Genomic DNA, 24,609 nt, shown 5'->3' with positions numbered 1-24,609 from the left:
AGATTAATGCTTTCCAATAAAGGTGTTGCGGTACCAGCGATACAGGTGGGTCCACCAGGCCGGGCGATGATGTTGGGCACGCTGTTGTTCGAGTAGTGTCACCACGGTTTCGGCATTGCAGAGTCGGCGGCTGCCGGGGTCGACGTAGAGCGGGTAGAGGATCAGGGTCGCTGCCACCAGGGCATCCAGCTCCAGGGTTCGCCGCCGACGCGGGCAGTGATGGCGATCTTCGGTGAGTCCCCAGCCCGCATAGAACGGCATGCCGTAGGTAACGACATGCTTGCCGCGCAGCAAGCCTTCGAAGCCCGCCAGTGATCCCATGGTATGGACCTCATCGACCATGTCCAGCAGGTCGACGATATCGACATCACTGACCTGCTCGTCGTGCAGGCGCTCATGCTCCGGGTCGAGGGCGCCGATGCGAGCGCCGGTCAGCACGTCCGGGTGAGGCTTGTAGAGAATCCGGGCGTCCGGGTTGGCCTCGCGCACGGCGGCCAGCAGGTCGCCATTGGTGCGGATATCGAAGGTGCCATTGGCGATGGATGCATCGGTTTCCACCTGACCGGTCACCAGCAGAACGCGGTCGCCCTGGGGCCGTTGGCAAGGTCGCCTTCCGGGGAGGTTGTACTTCGAGAGGCGCAGGGCCACCAGGCGTTGGCGCAGTCCGGCGGCCCGCTCGAGCAGGGCCGGCGAGAACTCGGCCTCGTTGAGCAGACGCTCGAGCTCGCTTTCCCGGTGTGCATCGTAATGAATGCCCAGTGCATCGACGACCAGCGAGAGCGGACGGGCAAGGTCGACGCCCAGACCGATGGAGCGCAGAAAGCCATCCTCCATGCGCCACAGGGTATGGCCGGCGTGCTGGCAGCGTTGCTCGGCGTCGGCGTCCAGTCGTGACGCCCAGCACAGGATGCGTTCATGGTCCTCGGCATCCTGCGGCGGTTGGTCGTGCGCAATATGGCGGACCCGGCTGAGGGCGCCGAGGAAGTCGCCGACGAAGCCGCGCTTCCATGAGGAGAGGCCGTAGACGGCCCAGTCGCCCGCCAGGCGCTGCTGCTGGCGAGTCTGGTCGCCGATCAGTTCAAGGGCTTCCTCGAAGTCGGTGGCCAGACCGGTATAGGGGTTGGCGTAACGGGCATAGCGCAGATAGGCCGCGGCGAAGACCTGCTCCAGGCTGCGTGGCAGATTGCGTCGCGCACAGGGCTTGCGGTCATCGGTCAGTCCCCAGCCGGCATAGAAGGGCACGCCGTGACAGACGACCCGTTTGCCGGCCATCAGGGCCTCGAAGCCCAGCTGACTGCTGACGACGTGCACGCACTCGACGGCATCCAGCAGCGACCAGGGGTTGAGAACCTCCCCGATCAGACGGCAGCCGGGAATCTCGCCGGCATGCAGCAGGTGGCCGGCCTTCTTGCCGGCGATGACATCGGGATGCACCTTGACCAGGATTTCCGCGTCGGGATGTTCGCTGCGTGCATGATCGAGCATGCACTGGAAATCCTCGGCCGCCGCCAGTGCCCCTTCGATGGACGCATCGCCGGCGGTCTGGTCGACGATCAGTACGCGCGGGCGCCGGTCGTTGAACAGCTGGCGATCCGGGGCATGGTTGTACTTGGACAGACGCAGCTCGCGAAGCCGCTGCATGCCGCGGCGTGCCCGCTCGAGCTCGTTCGCCGGGAAGTTGTCGGCTGCCTGAATCAACTGCTCCAGCTCGGAGGGTCGGCTGGCGTCATAGTAGATGCCCACCGAATCGACGATCAGGCTGTGGGGGGGATGCCCCTCGACGCCGAGCCCCCAGGAGCGCAGGAAACCATCCTCGACGGCGAGATAGGGCAGCCCCTGCGCCTCGGCATGGTCACGCGCCTTGCGTGAACTCGGCTTCAAGCCCCAGCCCGCGATCACCCCCGCACGACGCGCCGCCCAGCTACCGAACACGGGGAAGTGCTCGAACTCGGGCAGGCAGGCACGCAGAATCGGCAACGCCCGCATGCGACGCGTGGATACCGCGACAGTTCTGGTAGCTTTGGCTGATCGAGACCTGGTCAAGTGCTTGTCCTGTAAATCCACGAGCCGATTTATCAAACGGGCGATTGTATCAGGATGTGCAGGAATCGGCGCGGTGTCGCAGGTGAACAACGTAAAACCCGCCGGGCTTCGCCCGGAGCTTGAAGCCGGAAGCTTGAAGCTGGAAGAAAAACCAACCGGGCTGGACCCGGAGCTTGAAGCCGGAAGCTTGAAGCTGGAAGAGAAACCAGCCGGGCTGGGCCCGGAGCTTGAAGCTGGAAGACAAAGCAACGGCTCCCAGCCGGGTCTGTTTGGTTTGGACCCTGGGGTGACTTCCAGCTTCGAGCTTCCAGCCGCGAAGCGGCGCTCTTCCAGCTTTGATCTAGCGGCGCTCTTCCAGCTTTGGGTGCACCCCGCTCGCCTTGCCGGTACAATTGCCGCATTCCTCATCCATACTCGCCTGGCTGCTTCCGGAATTGAGTACAGGGGCTAGTACAAAGTAGAGCCGAGTAGTAATGACAGACGCCAAGCAGGCCCATGAGACCGGGCTTCGTAGGACCTTCGCCATCATCTCGCACCCAGATGCGGGCAAGACGACCATCACCGAGAAGATGTTGTTGTTTGGTAACGCCATCCAGATGGCGGGGTCGGTGAAGAGCAAGCGGGATGATCGCCACGCCACCTCCGACTGGATGAAGATGGAGCAGGAGCGGGGCATCTCGGTGACCACCTCGGTGATGCAGTTCCCCTATAACGGGCGCATCGTCAACCTGCTCGATACGCCGGGCCACGCTGACTTCTCCGAGGATACCTACCGCACGCTGACCGCCGTGGATTCGGCGCTGATGGTGATCGACGGGGCCAAGGGTGTCGAGGACCGGACCATCAAGCTGATGGAGGTCTGTCGCTTGCGGACGACGCCGATCCTGACCTTCATCAACAAGATGGATCGCGATATCCGTGATCCCATCGAGGTGATGGACGAGGTCGAGGAGGTGCTGAAGATCAAGTGTGCCCCGATGACCTGGCCGATCGGCATGGGGCGCCACTTCAAGGGGGTCTACCACCTCTACGATGACGTGATTCACCTCTACAAGCAGGGGCAGGGCAACCGCATCCCCGAGGACAACCGCATCGAGGGGCTCGACAACCCCGAAGTCGATGAGGTGCTCGGCGCGGATGCGGCCGAGGAGCTGCGCATGGAGGTCGAGCTGGTGCGCGGCGCGTCCTATACCTTCGACCACGATGCCTATCTGCGCGGCGAGCTGTCGCCGGTGTATTTCGGCACCGCCATGGGCAACTTCGGCGTGCGCGAGATGATGGACGGTTTCGTCGAGTATGCACCGTCCCCGCAGCCGCGCGACACCAACTTGCGCACCGTCGAGGCCGAGGATGGCAGCTTCAGCGGCTTCGTCTTCAAGATCCAGGCCAACATGGACCCCAACCATCGGGACCGGGTGGCCTTCCTGCGGGTATGCTCCGGCAAGTACGAACGCCACATGAAGATGCGCCATGTACGCATCGGCAAGGACGTCAAGATCGCCGATGCGCTGACCTTCATGGCATCGGACCGGGCTCACGTCGAGGAGGCCTGGCCGGGCGACATCATCGGCCTGCACAACCACGGCACCATCCAGATCGGCGATACCTTCACCCAGGGCGAGAGCATGCGCTTCACCGGCATTCCCCACTTCGCCCCGGAGCTTTTCAAGCGTGTGCGTCTCACCGACCCGATGAAACTCAAGTCCCTGCAGAAAGGCCTGCAGCAGCTCTCCGAGGAGGGCGCCACCCAGGTGTTCATGCCGCTGGACAACAACGACCTGATCCTCGGCGTCGTGGGTGTCCTGCAGTTCGATGTGGTGGCCCACCGGCTCAAGCAGGAATACAAGGTCGACTGCATCTATGAAGGCATCAATGTGCAGACCGCCCGCTGGATCGAGTGCGACGACCCCAAGATGCTGGAAGACTTCAAGCGCAAGGCCAGCGCCAACCTCGCCATCGACGGCGGCGGCCACCTGACCTACATCGCCCCGACCCGCGTGAACCTGCAGATGACCCAGGAACGCTGGCCGAACGTGAAGTTTCATCATACGAGGGAGCACTGACCAGGCCGTGCCCGGGCTTCGCCCGGGCACGGCCTGGAGCTTGAAGCTGGAAGAGCGCGGCTAACGCCGCTGGAAGCTGGAAGAAAAACCTCCCGGGCTTCGCCCGGAGCTGAAAGTTATAAGCTGGAAGCTGGAAGAGAAATCAACTGCACCTAAACAGGGTCTGTCTGGTTTTGACCTTGGGTTTACTTCCAGCTTCAAGCTTCCGGCTTCAAGCTTAAGACAGCTTCAAGCTTCCGGCTTCAAGCTTAAGACAGCTTCACAACCCCAACTCCTCCACGGCTTCTTCCCGCATCCTGAACTTCTGCACCTTGCCGGTGACGGTCATCGGGAATTCGTCGACGAACTTGATGTAGCGGGGGATCTTGAAGTGGGCGATGCGGTCCTGGCAGAAGGCCTTGAGGGCGTCTTCGTCGAGTGACTCGCCTTCGCTGAGCTTGATCCAGGCCATGATTTCCTCGCCGTACTTCTCGCTGGGCACGCCGATGACCTGGACGTCGGAGATGGCGGGGTGGGTGTAGAGGAAGTCCTCGATTTCGCGGGGGTAGATGTTCTCGCCGCCGCGGATGATCATGTCCTTGATACGCCCCACGATGGCGACGTAGCCGTCGTCGTCCATGGTGGCCAGGTCGCCGGTGTGCATCCAGCCGGCCGGGTCGATGGCGTCGTGGGTGGCTTCCGGGTTGTTCCAGTAGCCGAGCATGACGCTGTAGCCCCGGGTACAGAGTTCGCCGGGGGTGCCGGGCGGTACCACGCTGCCGTCGTCGGGGCTGATCAGCTTGACCTCGGTGTGCGGGTGTATGGTGCCGACGGTGGTCACGCGCTTGTCGAGCGGGGCGTCGGTCCTGGTCTGGAAACTCACCGGGCTGGTCTCGGTCATGCCGTAGCAGATGGTCACTTCCTGCATGTGCATGCGTTCGATAACGCGGCGCATGACCTCGATGGGGCAGATGGAACCGGCCATGATGCCGGTGCGCAGGGTCGAGAGGTCGAAGTCTTCGAACTCGGGGTGTTCGAGCTCGGCGATGAACATGGTGGGGACCCCGTACAGGGCCGTGGCGCCTTCCTCGCTGACGGCCTGAAGCGTCAGCAGCGGGTCGAAGCCCTGGTCCGGGTAGATCATGGTACTGCCGTGGGTCATGCAGCCCAGGTTGCCCATCACCATGCCGAAGCAGTGGTAGAGCGGGACCGGGATCACCATGCGATCGCTGGCGTCGAGCTTCATGGTGCGGGCCACGAAGAAGCCGTTGTTGAGAATGTTGTGGTGCGAGAGGGTGGCGCCCTTGGGCGCGCCGGTGGTGCCCGAGGTGTACTGGATGTTGATCGGCTCGTCGAACTGCAGACTGGCCTGGCGCTCGGCCAGCGCCTCGGGACTGACGTCATCGGCATGCTGGCGCATGGTCTGCCAGGAGCGGATGCCGGGCAGGGCACGAGTGGCATCCAGGCAGATGACGCCTCGCAATTCGGGCAGGCGCTCGGACTGCCAGTTGTCTGCGCCGTTGGCATCGTTCAATTCGGGGACCAGTTCGGCAAGCGCGGCGACATAATCCGACCCCTTGAAGGCGCCCTGCAGTACCAGGGTCGAGGTGGCCGACTGCCGCAGCGCGTACTCCAGCTCATGGGTCCGGTAGCTGGGGTTGATATTGACGAGAATGGCGCCGAGCTTGGCCGTGGCGAACTGGGTGATCGCCCACTCGGCACAGTTGGGTGACCAGATGCCCACCCGATCACCTTTCTCCACGCCCAGCGCCATCATCGCCCGCGCCACCCGATCCACCTCGTCACGCAGCTCCCGCCAGCTGTAGCGCAGCCCCTGGTGACGGCTGATCAAGGCATCCCGATCCCCGAAACGGGACACGGTGTCGTCGAAGCAATCCCCGATGGTCTGGCCTTTCAGTGGGGTATCGCTGACCCCGCTGACGTAACTGATCCGGCGTGACATGGCGGCTCCTTTTGTTGTGTCGCGAGCTACGAGTTTCGAGCGACGAGTTTCGAGCTGTTGGCTGCAAGCTTTAGGCTGAGTGCACGATTTTCAGCTGCGGGCTACGAGCTGCGGCCTTGACGGCCAAGCGCGCGGTGGCAATATTCTGCTCGCTTCTCGCTTCTCGCTTCTCGCTTCTCGCTTCTCGCTTCTCGCTTCTCGCTTCTCGCTTCTCGCTTCTCGCTTCTCGCTTCTCGCTTCTCGTTTCTCGCTGAATGACGGCTACCTATCCAGCGCGTCCAGCGCATCCCTCGCTTTCTGATCGACGTCGTCCATTTCCCGCCGCATCTGGCGGATGTCGTCTTCCTGGCGGTCGAGGTCGGCGCGTTTTTCCTCGAGGATCTCGATGAGTCGCTTGAGCTGCCGGGCGTTTCCGTCGGGCATGGCGTCGTACATCATCACCACTTCGCGGATCTCGGCGAGTGAGAAGCCGAGGCGCTTGCCTCTCAGGGTGAGCTTGAGACGCACGCGGTCCTTGTCGCGGTAGATGCGTTTCTGGCCCTGGCGCTGGGGTGACAGCAAGCCTTCCTGTTCGTAGAAGCGGATGGTGCGGGGCGTGACCTCGAAGAGGCCGGCCAGCTCGCTGATGCTGTAGGTGCGTTGCTGTCGGGGCAGTGCCTGGCTGCCGGCATCGCTGCCGCTCGTTGTCGCCTGGTCGGCTGATGCATGCTTGTCTGCGGTGGTCTCTTCGATCATCGAGTGTAGGTGTCCTGTTGACCTCTGAGCGGCCTGGCTACAAGGCTTCGCCGTCCGGGACGGTGCCTGGAGAAGCGTTTGCCGATATGTCGCAAAGCCTAGATCAGCTTTACGTTTACGTAAAGTGCTTGTTCGACCATGGTGAGGTGTGGGATAAACCAAGCAACTGCTAGGGTAAATGAAGCTGCATGCCCGGGGCATGGGTCTCGGTCGGCGCGAGGGCGCTCAGCGGCTTGCTGTCTGGTAGTACCTGCCCGGGTGTCGCCCTTGCGGTCATCGCCCGGTTTCCTGTCGTCTTGTGAGAGGTTCCCATGGATTTTGCGCTGAGCGAGGATCAGAAGGCACTGGCCACTGCGGCCGCGGATTTTGCCCGGGCGGAGTTCAGCGAGCATGCCGCCGGCTGGGATGCGGAGTCGCATTTTCCCGTGGATGTGATTCGGCGCGCTGGAGAGGCCGGTTTTCTGGGCATCTATATTGCCGAGGAGCAGGGTGGTCTGGGGCTGTCGCGTCTCGATGCGTCCCTGATCTTCGAGCAGCTGGCCCAGGGCTGTGTCTCCACCACGGCGTACCTGACCATACACAACATGGTGACCTGGATGGTCGCCTGCTGGGGCAGCGACAGCCTGCGTGATCAACACCTCGCGTCGATGATAGCGGGCGAGTCGCTGGGCTCCTACTGCCTGACGGAACCCGGCGCCGGCTCGGATGCGGCGAGTCTCAAGACCCGGGCGGTGCGCGATGGCGATGACTATGTACTGAATGGCTCCAAGATGTTCATCTCCGGCGCCGGTGACACCCAGATGCTGGTGGTCATGGCACGCACCGGCGAGCCCGACAGTGGTGCCGCGGGGATCTCGGCCTTGCTGGTCCCGGCGGATGCCGCCGGCATCGAGTACGGCAGGAACGAGGACAAGATGGGCTGGAAGAGCCAGCCGACCCGTCTGGTGAGCTTCGATGATGTTCGCGTGCCGGTCGGCAATCGCCTGGGGGAAGAGGGCGAAGGCTTCCGGCTGGCCATGCGCGGTCTGGATGGCGGCCGCCTGAACATCGCCAGCTGTTCGCTGGGGGCCGCCCAGCAGGCGCTGACCCTGGCGCGCGACTACATGGCCCAGCGCAAGCAGTTCGGACGCGAGCTGTCGACCTTTCAGGCCTTGCAGTTCAAGTTTGCCGACATTGCCAGCGAGCTGACCGCGGCACGGCTGATGGTGCGCCACGCCGCCTGGCGGCTGGATGCACAGGACCCGGAGGCCAAGGCGCACTGTGCCATGGCCAAGCGGTATGCCACGGATGCGGGCTTTCACGTCTGCAACGAGGCCCTGCAACTGCATGGTGGCTATGGCTATATTCGTGAGTATCCTCTGGAGCGTCTGGTGCGTGATACGCGGGTGCATCAGATCCTCGAAGGCACCAACGAGATCATGCGGTTGATCGTGGCGCGCCGCCTGCTGGCCGACGGTGTCATCGAGTCCTTTCAATAACTTTTAACCCCCTCTCAGGAGAGTCCAGATGAGCGAAGCCCTGGTGCACTTTGAAGAATGGCCGACGCGCGGGGGAGAACGCCTCGGCCTGGCTAGGTTGAATGCGCCGAAAGCCCTCAATGCCTTGTCGCTGGAGATGATCCGGCTATTGAACGAGCAACTGGATGCCTGGGAGCAGGATGACGCCGTGGTGGCCATCTGGCTGGAAGGGGCCGGCGGCAAGGCCTTCTGTGCCGGTGGTGACGTGGTGGCTCTGTATCGATCGCTGCAGGAAGACAGTCGTGCCGACTTTGCCGAGACCTATTTCGCTGCCGAGTATGCGCTGGATCATCGGTTGCATACCTGCCCCAAGCCGCTGCTGGTGTGGGGCGACGGCATCATCATGGGTGGCGGCGTGGGCCTGATGGCCGGTGGCTTTCAGCGCCTGGTCACCGAGACCAGCCTGATGGCCATGCCGGAAATCACCATTGGTCTGTACCCGGACGTGGGCGCCAGCTGGTTGCTGGCTCGTCTGCCGAGGGGGATCGGCGCCTATCTGGGCCTGACGGGAGCGCAGCTCAATGCCCGTGACATGCTGGACCTGGGGCTGGCGGATCGCTTCGTGCCGCGTGACCGGCGTGATGCACTGCTGGCGGCGTTGACCGAGGCGGATTACGGGGCGCGCGACATGGCCGGCTGTCGTGGCGCGGTGATCGAGGCGGTGGCGAGTGTCGAGGATCGGCGCCAGGCCCCGCAAGGGCGGGTCATGGCGCAACGCGATCATGTCCAGTCGCTGACCGATCGCGGCACGGTCAGCGAGGCCGTGACGCAGGTGCTGAATGATGACAGCGAGGATGCCTGGCTCGCTGCCAACCGCCAGCGGCTGGCCACGGGCTGCCCGATGACCGCCCATCTGGTGTGGCGGATGCTGGAACGCCATCGTCACAGCAGCCTGGCCGAAGCATTTCGCGATGAGCTCGGCGTGTCGGTCCAGGTGTCTCACCACGGGGATGTCGGCGAGGGCGTCAGGGCCCTGCTGGTCGACAAGGACAAGCAGCCGCGCTGGTCACATGCCGACGTGGCCAGCGTGCCCCCGGCGGACGTCGAGGCTCTTCTGCGCTCGCCCTGGGATGACGCCGATCACCCCTTGAAAGATCTGGGCTGAACGGCGTGTGACCGGAGCCCTGGCGGAAATCCGCCAGTGATTCGAAGCGCAGCATCCTGCTGCCAACATCGAGGAGCAACGCCATGAATATCGCCTTTATCGGACTGGGCAACATGGGCATGCCCATGGCCGGCAACCTGCTGGCCGCCGGACATGATGTCGTCGTCAATGATCTGGTCCCCAGCGCCATGCAGGCCATGGAAGAACAGGGGGCGACACGTGCAGCGAGTGCCGCAGCGGCCTGTGCCGAGGCCGAGGTGGTGATCTCGATGCTGCCGGCGGGTGAGCATGTGCGCGGGCTCTATCTGGGGGACGATGGACCGGGGCTGCTGGATGCCCTGGCGCACCAGCCATTGATCATCGATGCTTCGACGATTTCCCCGGATGATGCGCGCCTGGTCGGTCAGGCGGCCCGCGAGCGTGGCCTGACCTACCTGGATGCGCCGGTTTCCGGCGGCATCGGTGGTGCCCGGGCGGGCACCCTGACCTTCATCGTCGGCGGCGATGCGGCCGGCTTCGAGCTGGCCAGGCCCGTGCTCGAGTGCATGGGGGGCAATATCTTCCACGCCGGTGATATCGGTGATGGCCAGGTGGCCAAGATCTGCAACAACATGCTGCTGGGCATTCTGATGAGCGGTACGGCCGAGGCCCTGTCGCTGGGCGTGAAGAATGGCCTGGATCCTGCCGTATTGTCGGAGATCATGAAGCAGAGCAGTGGCGGCAACTGGGCGCTGAACGTCTACAACCCGTGGCCGGGCGTGATGGCGGAATCGGCGGCGTCGCGGGATTATCAGGGCGGCTTTCTCACCGACCTGATGGCCAAGGACCTGGGGCTGGCCTGGGAGCTGGCGCAGAAGACGCGGGCCACGGTGCCCATGGGCTCCCAGGCGCGCAATCTGTTCGCTCTGCACAGCGCTCAGGGCAGCGGCAGGCTGGACTTCTCGAGCATTCAGAAGCTCTACCGTGCCGGTGAAGACGACTGACGGCGTGGCGGTCCTTGCCAGCAGCATCGAAGTCGAGCCGTCGGGGTGACGGGGTTGGTTTTTCGGCTCGTTTAGTCTACATTTTGTAAAAATATCGATATTTTTATGTGGAGCCTCGCATGAGCCAGATTACCCGCATGACCTGGGACGACCCCTTTCGTCTGGTCGACCAGCTCGAGGAGGACGAACGCCTCGTCCAGCAGACGGCGCATGACTACTGTCAGGACAAGCTGCTGCCACGCGTGCTCGAGGCCAATCGTCACGAGCGCTTCGACCGCGAGATCATGACCGAGATGGGCGAGCTGGGCCTGCTGGGGGCCACCATCGAGGGCTATGGCTGTGCGGGGATGAACTATGTCAGCTATGGCCTGATCGCCCGCGAGGTCGAACGCGTGGATTCCGGCTATCGCAGCGCCATGAGCGTGCAATCGAGCCTGGTGATGTACCCCATCCATGCCTTCGGCAGCCAGGCCCAGAAGGATCGATACTTGCCGCGCCTGGCCACCGGCGAGTGGGTGGGGGCCTTCGGCCTCACCGAGCCGGATCACGGCTCCGATCCGGGCAGCATGTCGACCCGGGCGGTGCGCACCGAGCATGGCTGGCGCCTCAACGGCACCAAGACCTGGATCACCAATTCCCCGATCGCCGATGTCTTCGTGGTCTGGGCGCGGGACGAGGAAGGCGTGGTGCGGGGATTCATCCTCGACAAGGGCATGCCCGGGCTCACGGCGCCCAGGATCGACGGCAAGTTCAGCCTGCGTGCCTCGGTCACCGGGCAGATCGCCATGCAGGATGTCGAAGTGAGCGATGAACAGCGCCTGCCGGACGTTTCCGGGCTCAAGGGGCCGTTCTCCTGCCTGAATCGTGCTCGCTACGGCATCGCCTGGGGCAGCATGGGCGCCGCCGAGGCCTGCTGGCACGCGGCCCGCGACTACACCCTGGAGCGCAAGCAGTTCGGTCGTCCGCTGGCGGCCAACCAGCTCATCCAGAAGAAACTCGCCGACATGCAGACCGAGATCGCCCTGGGACTGCAGGGCACGCTGCGCGCCGGTCGCATGATCGACGACGGCCAGCTGGTGCCCGAGGTGATCTCGCTGATCAAGCGCAACAACTGCGGCAAGGCGCTGGATATCGCCCGCCAGGCCCGCGACATGCATGGCGGCAATGGCATCAGCGACGAATATCACGTGATCCGCCACGTGATGAACCTCGAAGCGGTCAATACCTACGAAGGCACCCATGACGTCCACGCGCTGATTCTGGGGAGGGCGCAGACCGGTCTGCAGGCGTTCACTGGTAGGTGAAGTGGCTGCGCTCGGTTATACGGCGTTAAAAATCAGCTCAAAGTACTCATTTACTTGACTGTAAACTCCGTCTTTTCGCTGATTTTTGCCTTGTCTAACCCTTCGCTCGCCGACTTCTCGAAATCTCCGAGGCGTCGAGCGAAGCCCCTTGTGACGTTGGCAAGAGTCCTTTTCGTGTAGTTCTGCAAGGAGCCAGGATGAGCGGACCATTGGCAGGCGTCGTGGTGCTGGATATGTCGCGCGTGCTGGCCGGTCCCTGGGCCGGTCAGCTGCTGGCGGATCTCGGTGCCCGTGTCATCAAGATCGAACACCCCGAGCGCGGCGATGATACCCGCGGCTGGGGCCCGCCCTGGTGGCAGGGCGAGGCGGATGCCGAGCGGCTGGCCGCCTACTACCTGTGCGCCAATCGCGGCAAGCAGTCGCTGGCCGTGGACATCGCCACCCCGGATGGCCAGGCACTGATCCGCGAACTGGCGGCGGGCGCCGATGTGCTGCTGGAAAACTTCAAGGTCGGCGGCCTGGCGCGCTACGGCCTGGATCCGGCCAGTCTGCGCGAACGCAACCCGCGCCTGATTGCCTGCTCGATCACCGGCTTCGGCCAGGACGGCCCCTATGCAGGGCGCGCCGGCTATGACTTCATGATTCAGGCCATGGGCGGGCTGATGAGCCTTAGCGGCGAACCCGACGGCATGCCGATGAAGACCGGGGTGGCGATCACCGATGTGATGACCGGGCTCTATGCCACCATTGGGGTGCTGGCCGCCCTGCATGAGCGGCGTGATTCCGGGATCGGGCAGCATATCGATCTCGCCTTGCTGGATGTCCAGGTCGCGACCCTGGCCAATCAGGCCCTCAATACCCTGGTCAGCGGCAGCAGTCCGCAGCGTCACGGCAATGCCCATCCTAATATCGTGCCTTACCAAGCCTTTGCTTGCGCCGATGGCTATCTGGTGCTGACCGTGGGCAATGACGCCCAGTTCGCCCGGCTTGCCGAACTGCTGGGCCAGCCGGCCTGGGCCGAGGACTCGCGGTTTGCTACCAATGCGGCGCGGGTGGCCCATCGCGAGACACTGGTCGAGGCGATCAAAGGGGGGCTGGTGACGCGTCGCCGCGATGACTGGCTGGCCGAGCTGGAGGCGGCGGGCATTCCGGCGGGTCCGATCAATACCCTGAGCGAAGCACTGGCCGACCCTCAGGTACAGCACCGTGGATTGTGTCGTGAGCTCGAGCGGGACGGCCAGCGTCTGCCGCAGGTGGCCAACCCGCTGCGCTTCGACGGCCAGAGTGCCACCAGCGACACGCCGCCGCCGACACTGGGGCAGGACAGCGATGCCGTGCTCGGCGAGATGGGCCTGTACGCCACGGAGATCGCCGAGCTCAGGCGACGCGGCATCGTGCGCTGAGGCGCGGGCGGCGTGGTGCGCTCAGGTCAGGTGGTTGTCCCAGCGTATCGGCAGCTCGTCGAGCTGCTGCACGGCGCTGCCGTTGCCGCTGACGCGATACAGTCCGCCACGCCCCGATGAGACCAGAAAGCCGCCCTGGCCGTCACAGCGCGCGCCGGCGGCATCCGGCAGGTCGTGACTGGCGAGCAGTTCGCCGTGGCGGCTGTCGAGCACCAGCACCCGATGACCGCGTGGAGCGGTCACCAGGGCAAGCGGTGAGCGACGCGAGAGGGCGATGCTGGCGGTGTACTGGCGCAGCTCGGCGGTCAGGGCATTCGGCAGTTCGATCTCACGATACTCGCCTTGTGGTGACAGGCGTCCCAGGAGCGGGCGCCGTTCCCACTCCGGGCCCTGGTATTGATAGCCGGCGATCACGGTGCCATCGGCACCGACATCCAGATGCCGACAGCTGAGCTGATGGTGGCTGGGCCGATGGCGTGCCAGGATCTCGCCGTTGCGGCGGTCCATCAGCAGCAATGCCGGCTCCATGTCGTCCAGGTTGAGCTTGGCCCGGCCGTAGTCCGGATGGGTGCGAATGCCGCCCAGGGCCACGGCCAGGGTCTGTCCGTCCGGCATCAGGCGCAATTCGTGGGGCCCGATGCCATCCAGCGGCATGTCGGCGAGATGGCGATAATCCGCCCTGGCATCGTAGACGCGCACCAGGCCGGCGGCGTCGTCGATGCGGTTGGCCGTGACATACAGGTGATGGCCGTCGGCGTCGAAGACGCCATGCCCATAGAAGTGAAAGCCTTCGCCGGCGTCGATGCGCCGGATTTCGGCCCGGGCCTGCCCATCGATGACATGCAGCGAGCGCCCCGGGCGGCGGGCAAAGAGCACGGCCTGGGCGCTGCCGGGGCGCAAACAGCCACCGTGGCACCGCTCCGAGACGGCAATGCGATAGGCCTGCTCGCGGCCGGGAGCGAAGGCCTGGATATAGTGGCGGCCTTGGGCGTCATCGGCGGCACTGAACAGCCATTGGGCGTCGTCCCGGGCGGGCAGTCCCCAGCCCAGAGAAGGCAGACTCATGGCGCCGAGACCGAGCAGTCCGTTCTTGAGCAGGGTGCGACGCTGCATGATTCAGTCTCCATCGCTCGAATTGAAGCCGCGTACCATGCCCAGCTCATGGCCGATGGTCTCGAGCCGGTGTCGCAACTGGCCGACCTGGACATACAGGCCCTGGAGGGCCCGAAAGCGGTCGCGGTCGTCGAGCGCGGGCGCCACGCCGGCCGCCATCTCGGCGGCGCCCTGGCGTGCCTTGTCCAGCCCTGCGCCGAATTCGGCGGCCAGATCGGGCTTGCCGCGGGCGTTGAGCAGGGTCCTGAGGCCGGGCAGGAAGGTGTCTTCCAGGCCACGCAGGCTGGCCTCGATCAAGCGCACGGAGCGCTCGCTGCGCCAGGCTTCGGCCAGGTAGCCATTGGCACTGCCGCCGGTCAGCCCCATGGGCTCGCCGAGTCGCTTGGTCTCCAGGGTTTCCAGGGCGAGCAGGGCGCCATGCAGGGTGGCGGTGGTGTAACTCTGAGTGCCCCGATAATGGTCGCCGAAGCGCTGCCAGTCGCGTTGCAGGGCGCCGGCGGTATCGGCCAGATGGGTGGCAATGGCGCTCATCAGGCCGCAGGCAACCGGCTGCGCCAGGGCATCCGTGCCCTGCATGCTGTCATCGAACAGCAGATACTCCAGGGCCGGAAAGCCCTGGGCGGCGACGCTGTCCTCGGCGATCTGTTCGGCGGTGGGCGCTTCTTCCCGGGCGAGCCAGGCCTGCATCTTGCGGCCGACGAGGTTCTTGCGATCGGGCCAGAACTGCATCTGCCAGGCGCGGCTGTTCTGTTCGATGGGCCCGAAGTCGACGAAGCGAACGGCCTGCCAGGCCTGCCAGGCTTCCAGCCAGTCCCGGGTGAGACGCTGGCGGTGGGAGTCGCTGGCCTCGTTGCAGAAGCGCTCGGCACTGGCCTCCAGGCGTTCACTGGCGTCATTCAGGGCGCCATAACGCTGCTCGATGGCCTGGTGCCAGTGCTCCCTGGCCTGGGGCGAGGTGTCATCGGCCAGCAGGGAGGCGCTGGCCAGGGTGAGGGCAGCCAGGCCGAGTCGGCCAAGCTGCTTGAATAGGCGTGGTGTCATCATCAGGGGTCCTTCACAGGGATTCGAGAAACCGAATCAGCGCCTGGCGCTTGTCCGCCGGCAGATGGCGATAGGCGGCGGCGCTGGCCTCGGCTTCGCCGCCGTGCCACAGGATGGCTTCTTCCAGGGTGCGGGCGCGGCCGTCGTGCAGGAAGCCGGCGCGTGGATTGACCTTGTGGGTCAGGCCGATGCCCCAGAGTGGCGGAGTACGCCATTCCCGGCCACTGGCCGCGAATTCCGGACGATGGTCGGCCAGGCCCTCGCCCATGTCGTGCAACAGGAGGTCGCTGTAGGGCCAGATGGTCTGGTCGGCCAGGGCGGCGCGTTCGGTGTCAGACGGTGTCTGGTGGCGCGGTGTGTGACAGCTGGCGCAACCGATGTCGTTGAAGATCCGGGCTCCGGCCTGTACCACGGGGTCGTCGAGGTTACGCCGCTGGGGCACGGCCAGGCTGCCGGCGTAGAAGGTGATGAAGCCTGCCACCTTGTCGCTGACTTCCGGCTCGCCGCCATGCGGGAAGCGTTCGCATTCCTGGCTGGGCATGCAGTCGGTGGCAGGCACCAGGTTCGAGGTCAGGCCCATGTCGCCGGCGAAGGCGTGCAGGCTCTGCTGCTCGATGCTCGGCTCGCCGGCCTTCCAGCCGAAACGACCGACGACGGTCTGCTCCTGGCGGATGTCCCAGACGCGGTTGACGCGCCCGGAGATGCCGTCGCCATCTTCGTCGTGCGGATCGGCAGCGGCTTCGAGGGCCTCGGCGGGGAGTGTCTCGAGCAGGCCCAGGCCGATCATTGGCGGCGCCACGCGTGGCGAGGTAAGCAGGTTGTCGGGTAGCGGCCCGTAACCCGGCGCTTCGATGGCATAGTGTGGCTCGCGCAGGGAGACCACTTCGCCATCGTCCAGCTCGACCCGGCGTTCGCTATAGGTCAGCCGCATCCTGCCTTCCGGGTCGGCGCCGGTGATAGCGGCGGTCTGCAATTGGGTGCCATAGTTCGGCACCGGGTGCACGCCGCGTTGCTCCAGGGTCTGGTCGGTAGCGCCGGCGTCCGGCAGCGAGAGGCGCAGGAACAGCGAGACGGCGGATTCATCGCCGCTCGGTGGATGACCGCGCCCATCCTTGATGTGGCAGCCCTGGCAACTGTTGGTATTGAACAGCGGGCCCAGGCCGTCGCGTGCCTCGGTGCTGGCCGGCGCCTCGACCCAGGGGTTGCGAAAGAAGCTGTTGCCGACGCTGAAGTCGAGCCGTTTGGTCATCGACATATTGTCCAGGGGCAGGGAGTAGGCGTTGTGGTCGAACTGCTTGACCGTGCCCTGGCCGCCGGTGGCGGGCGTCTGCTGAACCGGCGGGGATGCATTGTCCGAGGCCTGCGTCGCCCCGGTGAGGCACAGGGTCAACATGCTGGCCATGCCGACCGCGTGGCGTCTGGATAAAGCTGTCAGGCGTGTATGCCGGCGCATCATGTTCATGCCTTGCGGTGACGAGAACGCCGCCGGGCGGGCCGGCGGCGAGTGAGGAGCAGGTGCTGGCCGAGCGTGTAGAGTGCTCGATCCTGTGGTTGGCCTAGAAGTTGTGGCCGGCATCGTCGGATTGCAGCGAATCCACGCCCAGCGCACCGGCGGCCTTCTCGATCGAGCCGGTCTGCTCGACCAGTGAGGCGATGGCGCTGTTGACCATTTCGGCGCCTTCCTCGTTCCCCGGGGCGATCATCATGTCGAAGTACATCGGATTCTCGGCGGCCTGCTTGATCTCGCCGAGCTGCTGCATGCTGGCCTCGAGCTGGCTGGACAGGGTGGCATGCAGCTCGGCGTCGTGGCTGGCGAGCAGGTCGGCCAGAGCCGGGCCTTCCAGGGTGCTGCCGTCCTGACGCTCGTAGCGGCCGGTGTAGACGTTCTGGACACCCTGACCGTTGAAGTAGTGCGAGTTGTGGGTGTTGTCGCTGAAGCAGTCGTGTTCGTCCTCGACGGAGTTGGCCTCCAGGGCGACCTTCATGCGCTCACCGGCCAGTTCGCCGAGAGACAGCGAACCCATGCCGAACAGCATGCGGCGCAGACCTTCCTGCGGGGATTCTGCCAGCAGGGCCTGGCGATAGTTGTCGTCCGATTCGGGCGCCCACTGCGCGACCATCCATTCGAGGTCATTGATCAGCAGCTGGGAGGCGGTTTCGAGATAGGTGCCGCGGCGCTCGCAGTTGCCGTTGGTGCAGTCTTCACCGCTCATGAAGTCGCTGGCCTTGCGCTCGCCATGACCGGCATCGAAGCCGTTGAGGTCCTGGCCCCAGAGCAGGAATTCGATGGCGTGATAGCCGCTGGCCACATTGGCCTCGGAGCCGCCGATCTCGTTGAGGTCGGCGAGCAGCTCGGGCGTCAGCTCGCTGACATCCACCTGTTCACCGCCCACCTGGATGCTCTGGTTGGCGATGATGTTGGCCGTGGCGCCGGCATTGCCGAGCTCGTGCTGGTAATCGTCGCTCTTCACATAGTCGATCATGCCTTCATCCAGTGGCCAGGCGTTGAGCTGGCCTTCCCAGTCGTCCACCACTGGGTTGCCGAAGCGGAAGACCTCGGTCTGCATGTAGGGAATGCGCGCCTGCCGCCAGGCATCGCGGGCGGCCTGCAGGGTTTCCTGGCTGGGGTTGTCGAGCAGGGCTTCGATGTGCTGATCGAGGGTGCGTGCCGCTCCCAGGGCATCGTCAAAGTTGGCATGTGCCAGATCGGCATAGTGGCCGACGACCTTCTCGGCGGTGACATCGCCCTCACTGGCAATGGCGGACGCCGGGAGCAGGGCGGCGAGCAGTACGGCACGGCGCAGCGGGCGCTGGGCGAAACGAGTCGGCATGAGGAAGTCCTTTTGGTTATTGGCAGATACGCTGACTGGCGGCGTAATGATAACCAATATCGGATAAGGACGCGAATGCGATTTTTTAGCATTTGTTAACGAGATGCGAGAAACGAGAAACGAGTAGTGTGCTGCGAGACTTCAGCCAAGCAGCTCGATGCTCGTCGCTCGTTTCGCGTCGCTGGCCGTTCAGCGCGGTGAGAAGCGTCGGTTGATGCCGGTTTCGGCGATCATGCGCGTCGAGATCTCTTCCACCGAGAAGCGGGTGGTGTCGATGAAGGGGATATGCATGCGCCGATACAACGCTTCGGCCTGGGTGACTTCCTGAACGCACTGGTCCATGGAGCTGTAGCGGCTGTTGGGGCGGCGTTCGTGACGAATGGCCGCCAGCCGGCGGGGGTCGATGGTCAGGCCGAACAGCTTGTGGCGATGCTGTTCCAGCACCTTCGGCAGCTTGAGCTTGCCGCTTTCGTCCAGGTCGTCTTCGGTGAGGGGGTAGTTGGCGGCGCGGATGCCGAACTGCAGGGCCAGGTAGAGCGAAGAGGGGGTCTTGCCGCAGCGCGAGACGCCGACCAGGATGATGTCGGCCTGGTCGTACTGGTGGGTGCGGGCGCCGTCGTCGTTGTCCAGGGCGAAATGCACCGAGTGAATGCGGTCCATGTAGACATCGTCGCTACCGATGGCGTGGGTCCGCCCCACGCTGTAGGAAGAGTGGGTCGCCAGCTCCTGTTCCAGCGGCTCCAGGAAGGTGGAAAAGATATCGACCTTGAAGCCCGGCGCTTCGCGGATGACCTTGCGGATTTCGCTGTCGACCACGGTGTCGATGATGATCGGCTTTTCCCCGTCACGGGCCGCGGTGGAGGCGATGACCGCCGCCAGCTGATGTGCCTTGTCGACGCTGTCGATGTACGGCTTGGTGATCATCCTGATCTCGACGTTCTCGAACTGCGCCAGCAGGCTGCGGCCCAGGCTCTCGGCGGTGATGCCGGTGCCATCGGATATGAAGAAAGCGGTACGTGTCATGTGACTCTCGACGCCAGGTGGAGGTTGCGAGCATTGTCAGTTGCCGAGAGGGATTGCACAAGCGGCCCTGCCGGCTAGCGAGCCGCGAGATGCGACGCGAGATACGAGTCGCGAGACACGAGAAACGAGCAGAATGTTGTCACCGCGCGTTTGGCTCTACAGGTCGCCGCCCATAGCCTGTCCCTCACACCTCACACCTCACACCTCACACCTTGCTGCCCGCAGCTCGCCGCTCGAAGCTCGCGACTACATAACCCCAGCCATTTCGACGAATGTTGTAAAAAACCTCCAGTGACTTCGATGTTAGACCAATGGCGAATATGGAAGGCCGCTGGTAGAGTCGCGATCATCCATTCATGACGCCGTGTCATGGACTTTCTTGCGTCGACATCCAGGGGGTTGCGTGGACGATAATATTCTGTGGTTCGAAGAGTTGGGCATGAACGATGTCGAGCGAGTCGGGGGCAAGAATGCCTCGCTCGGCGAGATGATTTCCGGCCTGGCCGGTGCCGGTGTCACCGTGCCGGGCGGGTTCGCGACCACGGCCCACGCCTACCGCGAGTTCCTGTCTCACGAAGGCCTGAACGAGCGCATCAACCAGCGTCTCGCCAAGCTGGACGTGGATGATGTCAATGCGCTGGCCGAGGCCGGGGCGGAGATTCGTCAGTGGGTGATCGACACGCCCTTGCCGCCGGCCTTCGAGCAGGCGTTGCGCGAGAGCTACGAGCAGCTGCAGGTGCGTCACCCCAATCTCAAGGTGGCGGTGCGCAGCTCGGCTACCGCCGAGGATCTGCCGGATGCCTCCTTCGCCGGGCAGCAGGAGACCTTCCTCAACATCGAAGGCTTCGACAACATCAAGCGTGCCGTGCATGAGGTCTTCGCTTCGCTGTTCAACGACCGGGCCATTTCCTACCGCGTGCACCGTGGCTACCCCCACGAGAATGTCGCGTTGTCGGCGGGTATCCAGAAGATGGTGCGTTCCGAGACTGGGGCCTCCGGCGTGATGTTCACCCTGGATACCGAGTCCGGCTACCGCGATGCGGTCTTCGTCACGGCTTCCTGGGGCCTCGGCGAAACCGTGGTACAGGGTGCGGTCAATCCCGATGAGTTCTATGTGCACAAGCCGACCCTGGCGGCGGGGCGGCCGGCGGTGCTGCGCCGCAACCTGGGCTCCAAGCTGATCAAGATGATCTACACCGAAGACGCCAGTGCCGGCAAGTCGGTGGAAACCGTGGATGTGCCCTTCGCCGACCGTGCGCGTTTCTGCATCAATGACGACCAGATCATGTCGCTGGCGCGTCAGGCGGTGACCATCGAGAAGCACTATGGCCGACCCATGGATATCGAATGGGCCCTGGATGGTGACGATGGTGCCCTCTACATCGTGCAGGCGCGCCCCGAGACCGTGGTATCCCAGCAGGAAGGCGGCAAGCTCGAGCGTTTCCAGCTCAAGGAAAAGGGTCGCACCCTGGTGACCGGCCGCGCCATCGGTCAGCGTATCGGTCGCGGCGAGGTCAAGGTCGTGGATGCGCCGGACGACATGTACAAGGTCAATGCCGGTGATGTGCTGGTGACCGACATGACGGACCCGGATTGGGAGCCGATCATGAAGCGGGCCTCGGCCATCGTCACCAACCGCGGTGGGCGTACCTGCCACGCGGCGATCATCGCCCGTGAGCTGGCGATCCCGGCCGTGGTGGGCTGCGGGGATGCCACGGCTGCCCTGAGCGATGGCCAGGAGGTCACGGTCTCCTGCGCCGAGGGCGATACCGGCCATGTCTACGAGGGGCTGCTGGAGTTCGATCGCAACGTCACCAGTGTCGATGCGATGCCCGAGATTCCCTTCAAGATCATGATGAACGTGGGCAATCCGGATCGTGCCTTCAGTTTTGCCAGCCTGCCGAATGCGGGGGTCGGCCTGGCACGCCTGGAGTTCATCATCAACCGCATGATCGGCGTGCATCCCAAGGCGCTGCTGGAATACGACAAGCAGACCACCGATCTGCAGCAGACGATCGATCTGCGCACGGCCGGCTATGATGATCCGGTGAGTTTCTATGTCGACAAGCTGGTCGAGGGCATCTCGACCCTGGCGGCGTCCTTCTACCCTGAGCGAGTGATCGTGCGCCTGTCGGACTTCAAGTCCAACGAGTACGAGAACCTGATCGGTGGCAAGCTCTACGAGCCGGGGGAAGAGAACCCCATGCTCGGCTTCCGCGGTGCCTCGCGCTATCTATCCGAGGCCTTCCGCCCCTGCTTCGAACTGGAGTGCCGGGCACTCAAGCGGGTGCGTGATGAAATGGGGCTCGACAACATCGAGATCATGGTGCCCTTCGTGCGGACCACCGAAGAGGCGAAGGAAGTCGTCGACCTGCTGGCGGCCAATGGCCTGGAACGCGGTCGCGACAATCTCAAGGTCATCATGATGTGCGAGCTGCCGGCCAACGCCCTGCTGGCCGATGAGTTTCTGCAGTACTTCGACGGCTTTTCCATCGGTTCCAACGACCTGACCCAGCTGACCCTGGGGCTGGATCGCGACTCGGGGATCGTGGCGCACCACTTCGAGGAGCGCAATCCGGCCGTGAAGAAGCTGCTGGCCATGGCCATCCAGGCGTGCAAGGCCCAGGGCAAGTACGTGGGCATCTGCGGCCAGGGCCCGTCGGACCATCCCGATCTGGCCAAGTGGCTGATGGAGCAGGGCATCGACTCGGTATCCCTGAATCCGGATGCGGTGCTGGAGACCTGGTTCATGCTGGCAGGCGAGAAGCTCGGCTGATCCGCCTTTCTTCCGCTTCACCGCGACGCTCGACACCCGGCCCTGTGCCGGGTGTTGCCATGTGCGGCCTGGCGGGATGTCCACATTGGTGCGGGTTTTTGGCACCATGTCGCGTCTATCCTGATCAAGGACTCGCGCGATGACGTATTTTGTGGTGATGGGGGGCCTGGCCCTGTCACTGAGTGTGTTGGCGGGCTGGACCCTGTGGCGATGCCTGCGCTGGCTGGGCGGCCGGCTGGGCCTGTCGCGGGGCCGTCAGCAGGCCCGGGGCTCGAGCGGGCGTTCGACCCGGGCCCATTCACGGCCGAAGCAGGAAAAGCTCAAGCTGAGCCAGGCGGAGCAGGCGAAATCCGGCAAGGCCTCGGCGCAGAAAGCGACTTCACAAAAAGCGACCTCACAAAAGGCCGGGGAGCGGTCAGCGTCGCAGCGCGGTCGGGATCGGACACCCAGCGAGCCCTGGAAGCTGACCCGCGCCCTGGCGCCCCTGGCTGCGACCTGGTCGCTGGCGCTGGTGGCCGGCCTGCTCTATGGCGGAGCCCGGCTGGCGGAATTCGGCATGGCCGCGCGGCCGGGATCGGCGCCGGCGGCGTATCACCGGCTGGTGGAGATTCTGGGCCTGGGTGCCGCCGGTCTGGCCGCTATCACCCTGATCGGGGGGCTGGCCTGGTGGCGCTGTCATCGCGCAGACAAGGCCCGGAACTAAAAGAAACACTGCTCAAATGCCTGTGCATGCAAATCGCTAGTCCTTAGTCGCCATCCTTGGCGACTACGCATAGGGCCCAGCAAGAAGACGGTTAACACTCGCCCCTGGTGCCCTGCTTGACCTCAGGGATGCTTAAATCGCAATGGTTAGTCGGAAACGGTTTGGCCTTTACTATGCTCGGTAATTTATTCAGAGTATCGAAATAATCTGGTTGATGGCAGCTAGTGGCCTTCCCTGGCCTTTCCAGACGATTGATAGATTTTACGGCGAATAGCGATCAAGAGCGGGCCGTGAACTACTTTCTCGGGTATCTGACACTGCCACAGGGAATAGGTGATCGAGCATGAAGAGTGTCTTTATCGATGGAGGGTCAGGGACCACGGGACTTCAGGTTCGCGAACGTCTGGCCCGCCACCCGCAAATCGAGGTTGTGAGCATTGATCCGGACCGAAAACGCGATGCGACTGAAAAATGTCGCTTGATGCGGGAGGTTGATGTTGCATTACTCTGTTTGCCAGATGCCGCTGCGAAAGAGTCGGCTGCGCTGGCACGGTCAGTAGACTGTCGTGTGCTTGATGCAAGCTCAGCCCATCGGACAGCCGAGGGGTGGGTATTTGGGTTGCCGGAACTGAACGGATAGCAGCGTTCTGCGATTGTTGATGCGCAGTGTGTAGCCAATGCTGGTTGTTATGCGTCAGGCGCCATTCTGATGCTGGCACCCTTGGTCTCAGCTGGCGTTCTGCCCTCAGATGCTGTCTATGCTATCAATGCCATCTCGGGCTATTCTGGAGGTGGAAAGTCCCTCATTGAGCACTACGAGAGCCAGGTAGCTCAGAACCCCGCTGTGGCAGCTTATGGAATGGATTTTCAGCACAAGCATATCCGAGAGATCCAGGTGGTCAGCGGCTTGATTCATGCTCCTATCTTTATACCGAGTGTGGGAAACTACCGACAAGGAATGTTAGTGAGTATCCCATTGCCACAGGTAAGTGAAGAACAGCTTATGCTGATGCAGAACGCTCTCGAGAAGGCATATCATTCAGAAGATTTTGTGTTAGTTAAGGCCTTCAATAAACTCGATCCAGAAACGGCACCATTCTTGACACCGCATGGCTTGGATGGAAGCAACAAAGTTCATATCCATCTCTTCGGATCCGTGGATGGTAATCGGGGGCTGCTGATGGCTAAACTCGATAACCTTGGCAAGGGGGCATCCGGTGCGGCAGTACAGAACTTAAATCTGATGCTTGGGCTTGATGAATCCTTGGGTGTTGAACTCTGTTGAGCTAGTCAGAAGTGACTGATAGTTCCTAGCCAATAATGTGTGGACTGGACTGTTACTTTCGGTAAACCCATCGGTTCGGCAGCGCTGAGGAAACTTCATTTGGTGGTGGAAAGATATGGAACCGCTGTCTGTTGCCATTTTCGCAGGCGCCCTGCTCCTGAATGCGGGTACTCCAGGACCCAGTATCGCGGCGCTGGTTTCCCGTGTCATTACTAACGGGTGGCGAGACATAATCCCCTTCGTTGTCGCGATGTGGGTCGGTGAAGTGATTTGGCTCACGATGGCGATGTCTGGGCTGACTGCACTGGCTCAAACGTTCCAGCTTAGCTTTCTTGTTGTGAAGTGGCTCGGTATTGCCTATCTATGCTGGCTGGCAGTCAAGATGTGGCGGCAACCTGTGGAGGAAAGTGTTGATCAACTGCCTCGTCACTCCACCTCGTTGTCCATGTTCAGTGCTGGCATAGCTCTCACCATTGGTAACCCAAAGATTATGGTATTTTACTTAGCGTTATTGCCTTCGTTAATCGATCTTTCGGCGGCAGGTTTCCAAGAGTGGGCAGTTCTCGCAGCCGTAACTTTGATCACGCTAGCGGCGGTTGATCTGGTTTGGACCTTCCTCAGTCATAAGGCACATCTTTTGTTGCGTACACCTCGAGCAACACGTATTGCCAACCGAATTGGTTCACTTGCTCTGGGTGGAGCTGCATTGGCTGTTGCAACTCGTAATTGAAACTCCTGACAT

The 24,609-nt window shown here is 63.4% G+C and carries 20 protein-coding genes; 12 read left to right on the top strand and 8 right to left on the bottom strand.

The genetic code is table 11. From position 1 onward, the window contains the following. Window positions 1-3 precede the first annotated feature (3 nt). Window positions 4-1,986 carry a capsule polysaccharide biogenesis protein gene (locus QWY79_RS15050; protein WP_290274545.1) on the bottom strand — a complete coding sequence of 661 codons (1,983 nt, stop codon included), beginning with the start codon at window positions 1,984-1,986 and terminating at the stop codon, window positions 4-6. Window positions 1,987-2,116: 130 nt separating this feature from the next. On the opposite strand from QWY79_RS15050, the gene QWY79_RS15045 reads away from it, so the two are divergent. Both QWY79_RS15045 and QWY79_RS15040 read left to right on the top strand, forming a co-directional pair. Next, window positions 2,117-2,494, top strand: a complete 378-nt coding sequence (locus tag QWY79_RS15045) for a hypothetical protein (protein WP_290274542.1) — start codon at window positions 2,117-2,119, stop codon at window positions 2,492-2,494. Between the two features lie 22 nt (window positions 2,495-2,516). Further along, complete coding sequence (locus QWY79_RS15040) at window positions 2,517-4,106, top strand: peptide chain release factor 3 (RefSeq protein WP_290274540.1); 1,590 nt, start codon at window positions 2,517-2,519, stop codon at window positions 4,104-4,106. 259 nt (window positions 4,107-4,365) lie between these two features. On the opposite strand, the gene QWY79_RS15035 is transcribed toward QWY79_RS15040, so the two are convergent. Both QWY79_RS15035 and QWY79_RS15030 read right to left on the bottom strand, forming a co-directional pair. Next, window positions 4,366-6,048, bottom strand: coding sequence for an AMP-binding protein (locus tag QWY79_RS15035; RefSeq protein WP_290274537.1), 1,683 nt, complete (start codon window positions 6,046-6,048; stop codon window positions 4,366-4,368). Window positions 6,049-6,309: 261 nt separating this feature from the next. Then, window positions 6,310-6,783, bottom strand: a complete 474-nt coding sequence (locus tag QWY79_RS15030; protein ID WP_290274534.1) for a MerR family transcriptional regulator — start codon at window positions 6,781-6,783, stop codon at window positions 6,310-6,312. Between the two features lie 311 nt (window positions 6,784-7,094). On the opposite strand from QWY79_RS15030, the gene QWY79_RS15025 reads away from it, so the two are divergent. The 5 genes from QWY79_RS15025 to QWY79_RS15005 all read left to right on the top strand — a co-directional run bounded on the left by QWY79_RS15025 (window position 7,095) and on the right by QWY79_RS15005 (window position 13,095). Continuing rightward, the gene (locus QWY79_RS15025; RefSeq protein WP_290274531.1) at window positions 7,095-8,261 is read left to right on the top strand and encodes an acyl-CoA dehydrogenase family protein; all 1,167 of its coding nucleotides are present in this window, start codon (window positions 7,095-7,097) and stop codon (window positions 8,259-8,261) included. A 28-nt stretch (window positions 8,262-8,289) separates the two neighbouring features. Then, a complete protein-coding gene (locus QWY79_RS15020; protein ID WP_290274528.1) occupies window positions 8,290-9,405 on the top strand; it encodes an enoyl-CoA hydratase/isomerase family protein in 1,116 nt (371 codons plus the stop codon). Between the two features lie 83 nt (window positions 9,406-9,488). After that, window positions 9,489-10,388: a 3-hydroxyisobutyrate dehydrogenase gene (gene mmsB, locus QWY79_RS15015; RefSeq protein ID WP_290274524.1), complete on the top strand. Its 900-nt coding sequence runs from the start codon at window positions 9,489-9,491 to the stop codon at window positions 10,386-10,388. Between the two features lie 119 nt (window positions 10,389-10,507). Further along, entirely contained in the window at window positions 10,508-11,692 is a 1,185-nt protein-coding gene (locus QWY79_RS15010; RefSeq protein ID WP_290274521.1) for an acyl-CoA dehydrogenase, read from the top strand. Between the two features lie 197 nt (window positions 11,693-11,889). Further along, window positions 11,890-13,095: a CaiB/BaiF CoA transferase family protein gene (locus QWY79_RS15005; RefSeq protein WP_290274518.1), complete on the top strand. Its 1,206-nt coding sequence runs from the start codon at window positions 11,890-11,892 to the stop codon at window positions 13,093-13,095. A gap of 21 nt (window positions 13,096-13,116) precedes the next feature. Here the strand turns inward: QWY79_RS15005 and QWY79_RS15000 are convergent, their stop codons facing one another. The 5 genes from QWY79_RS15000 to ppsR form a co-directional block, all read right to left on the bottom strand. Next, entirely contained in the window at window positions 13,117-14,208 is a 1,092-nt protein-coding gene (locus QWY79_RS15000) for a DUF1513 domain-containing protein (RefSeq protein WP_290274516.1), read from the bottom strand. A 3-nt stretch (window positions 14,209-14,211) separates the two neighbouring features. Then, window positions 14,212-15,252 carry an imelysin family protein gene (locus tag QWY79_RS14995; protein WP_290274514.1) on the bottom strand — a complete coding sequence of 347 codons (1,041 nt, stop codon included), beginning with the start codon at window positions 15,250-15,252 and terminating at the stop codon, window positions 14,212-14,214. Between the two features lie 10 nt (window positions 15,253-15,262). Continuing rightward, complete coding sequence (locus QWY79_RS14990) at window positions 15,263-16,651, bottom strand: di-heme oxidoreductase family protein (protein WP_290274511.1); 1,389 nt, start codon at window positions 16,649-16,651, stop codon at window positions 15,263-15,265. A gap of 154 nt (window positions 16,652-16,805) precedes the next feature. Then, window positions 16,806-18,080 (bottom strand): imelysin family protein, encoded by a 1,275-nt coding sequence (locus tag QWY79_RS14985; RefSeq protein WP_290274507.1) that lies wholly within the window; start codon window positions 18,078-18,080, stop codon window positions 16,806-16,808. Between the two features lie 189 nt (window positions 18,081-18,269). Continuing rightward, the gene (ppsR, locus tag QWY79_RS14980; protein ID WP_290274505.1) at window positions 18,270-19,103 is read right to left on the bottom strand and encodes a posphoenolpyruvate synthetase regulatory kinase/phosphorylase PpsR; all 834 of its coding nucleotides are present in this window, start codon (window positions 19,101-19,103) and stop codon (window positions 18,270-18,272) included. A gap of 403 nt (window positions 19,104-19,506) precedes the next feature. On the opposite strand from ppsR, the gene ppsA reads away from it, so the two are divergent. The 5 genes from ppsA to QWY79_RS14955 all read left to right on the top strand — a co-directional run bounded on the left by ppsA (window position 19,507) and on the right by QWY79_RS14955 (window position 24,597). Then, entirely contained in the window at window positions 19,507-21,879 is a 2,373-nt protein-coding gene (gene ppsA / locus QWY79_RS14975; protein WP_290274502.1) for a phosphoenolpyruvate synthase, read from the top strand. Between the two features lie 139 nt (window positions 21,880-22,018). Then, a complete protein-coding gene (locus QWY79_RS14970; RefSeq protein WP_290274500.1) occupies window positions 22,019-22,582 on the top strand; it encodes a hypothetical protein in 564 nt (187 codons plus the stop codon). Window positions 22,583-22,925: 343 nt separating this feature from the next. Beyond that, window positions 22,926-23,222, top strand: a complete 297-nt coding sequence (locus tag QWY79_RS15845; RefSeq protein ID WP_353960378.1) for a hypothetical protein — start codon at window positions 22,926-22,928, stop codon at window positions 23,220-23,222. 12 nt (window positions 23,223-23,234) lie between these two features. Then, a complete protein-coding gene (locus tag QWY79_RS14960) occupies window positions 23,235-23,867 on the top strand; it encodes a hypothetical protein (RefSeq protein WP_435389798.1) in 633 nt (210 codons plus the stop codon). Window positions 23,868-23,982: 115 nt separating this feature from the next. Then, on the top strand, window positions 23,983-24,597 hold the full coding sequence (locus QWY79_RS14955; RefSeq protein WP_290274495.1) for a LysE family translocator: 615 nt from the start codon (window positions 23,983-23,985) through the stop codon (window positions 24,595-24,597). Window positions 24,598-24,609 lie beyond the last annotated feature (12 nt).

This window comes from Halomonas sabkhae (assembly GCF_030409265.1).
Lineage (GTDB): Bacteria > Pseudomonadota > Gammaproteobacteria > Pseudomonadales > Halomonadaceae > Halomonas > Halomonas halmophila.
Note: the sequence above shows the minus strand (reverse complement) of the source record. Positions and strands in the feature narration are given on the sequence as shown.

Bases quoted from the DNA above. Each gene is read 5' to 3' on its own strand.
- QWY79_RS15005 (WP_290274518.1), top strand. From the start codon at position 11,890: ATGAGCGGACCATTGGCAGGCGTCGTGGTGCTGGATATGTCGCGCGTG.
- QWY79_RS15020 (WP_290274528.1), top strand. From the start codon at position 8,290: ATGAGCGAAGCCCTGGTGCACTTTGAAGAATGGCCGACGCGCGGGGGA.
- QWY79_RS15030 (WP_290274534.1), bottom strand. From the start codon at position 6,783: ATGATCGAAGAGACCACCGCAGACAAGCATGCATCAGCCGACCAGGCG.
- QWY79_RS14985 (WP_290274507.1), bottom strand. From the start codon at position 18,080: ATGCCGACTCGTTTCGCCCAGCGCCCGCTGCGCCGTGCCGTACTGCTC.
- QWY79_RS15050 (WP_290274545.1), bottom strand. From the start codon at position 1,986: ATGCGGGCGTTGCCGATTCTGCGTGCCTGCCTGCCCGAGTTCGAGCAC.
- QWY79_RS15010 (WP_290274521.1), top strand. From the start codon at position 10,508: ATGAGCCAGATTACCCGCATGACCTGGGACGACCCCTTTCGTCTGGTC.
- mmsB (WP_290274524.1), top strand. From the start codon at position 9,489: ATGAATATCGCCTTTATCGGACTGGGCAACATGGGCATGCCCATGGCC.
- QWY79_RS15035 (WP_290274537.1), bottom strand. From the start codon at position 6,048: ATGTCACGCCGGATCAGTTACGTCAGCGGGGTCAGCGATACCCCACTG.
- ppsR (WP_290274505.1), bottom strand. From the start codon at position 19,103: ATGACACGTACCGCTTTCTTCATATCCGATGGCACCGGCATCACCGCC.
- QWY79_RS15025 (WP_290274531.1), top strand. From the start codon at position 7,095: ATGGATTTTGCGCTGAGCGAGGATCAGAAGGCACTGGCCACTGCGGCC.
- QWY79_RS14955 (WP_290274495.1), top strand. From the start codon at position 23,983: ATGGAACCGCTGTCTGTTGCCATTTTCGCAGGCGCCCTGCTCCTGAAT.
- QWY79_RS14995 (WP_290274514.1), bottom strand. From the start codon at position 15,252: ATGATGACACCACGCCTATTCAAGCAGCTTGGCCGACTCGGCCTGGCT.
- QWY79_RS15040 (WP_290274540.1), top strand. From the start codon at position 2,517: ATGACAGACGCCAAGCAGGCCCATGAGACCGGGCTTCGTAGGACCTTC.
- QWY79_RS14990 (WP_290274511.1), bottom strand. From the start codon at position 16,651: ATGGCCAGCATGTTGACCCTGTGCCTCACCGGGGCGACGCAGGCCTCG.
- QWY79_RS15000 (WP_290274516.1), bottom strand. From the start codon at position 14,208: ATGCAGCGTCGCACCCTGCTCAAGAACGGACTGCTCGGTCTCGGCGCC.
- QWY79_RS15845 (WP_353960378.1), top strand. From the start codon at position 22,926: ATGAAGAGTGTCTTTATCGATGGAGGGTCAGGGACCACGGGACTTCAG.
- QWY79_RS14970 (WP_290274500.1), top strand. From the start codon at position 22,019: ATGACGTATTTTGTGGTGATGGGGGGCCTGGCCCTGTCACTGAGTGTG.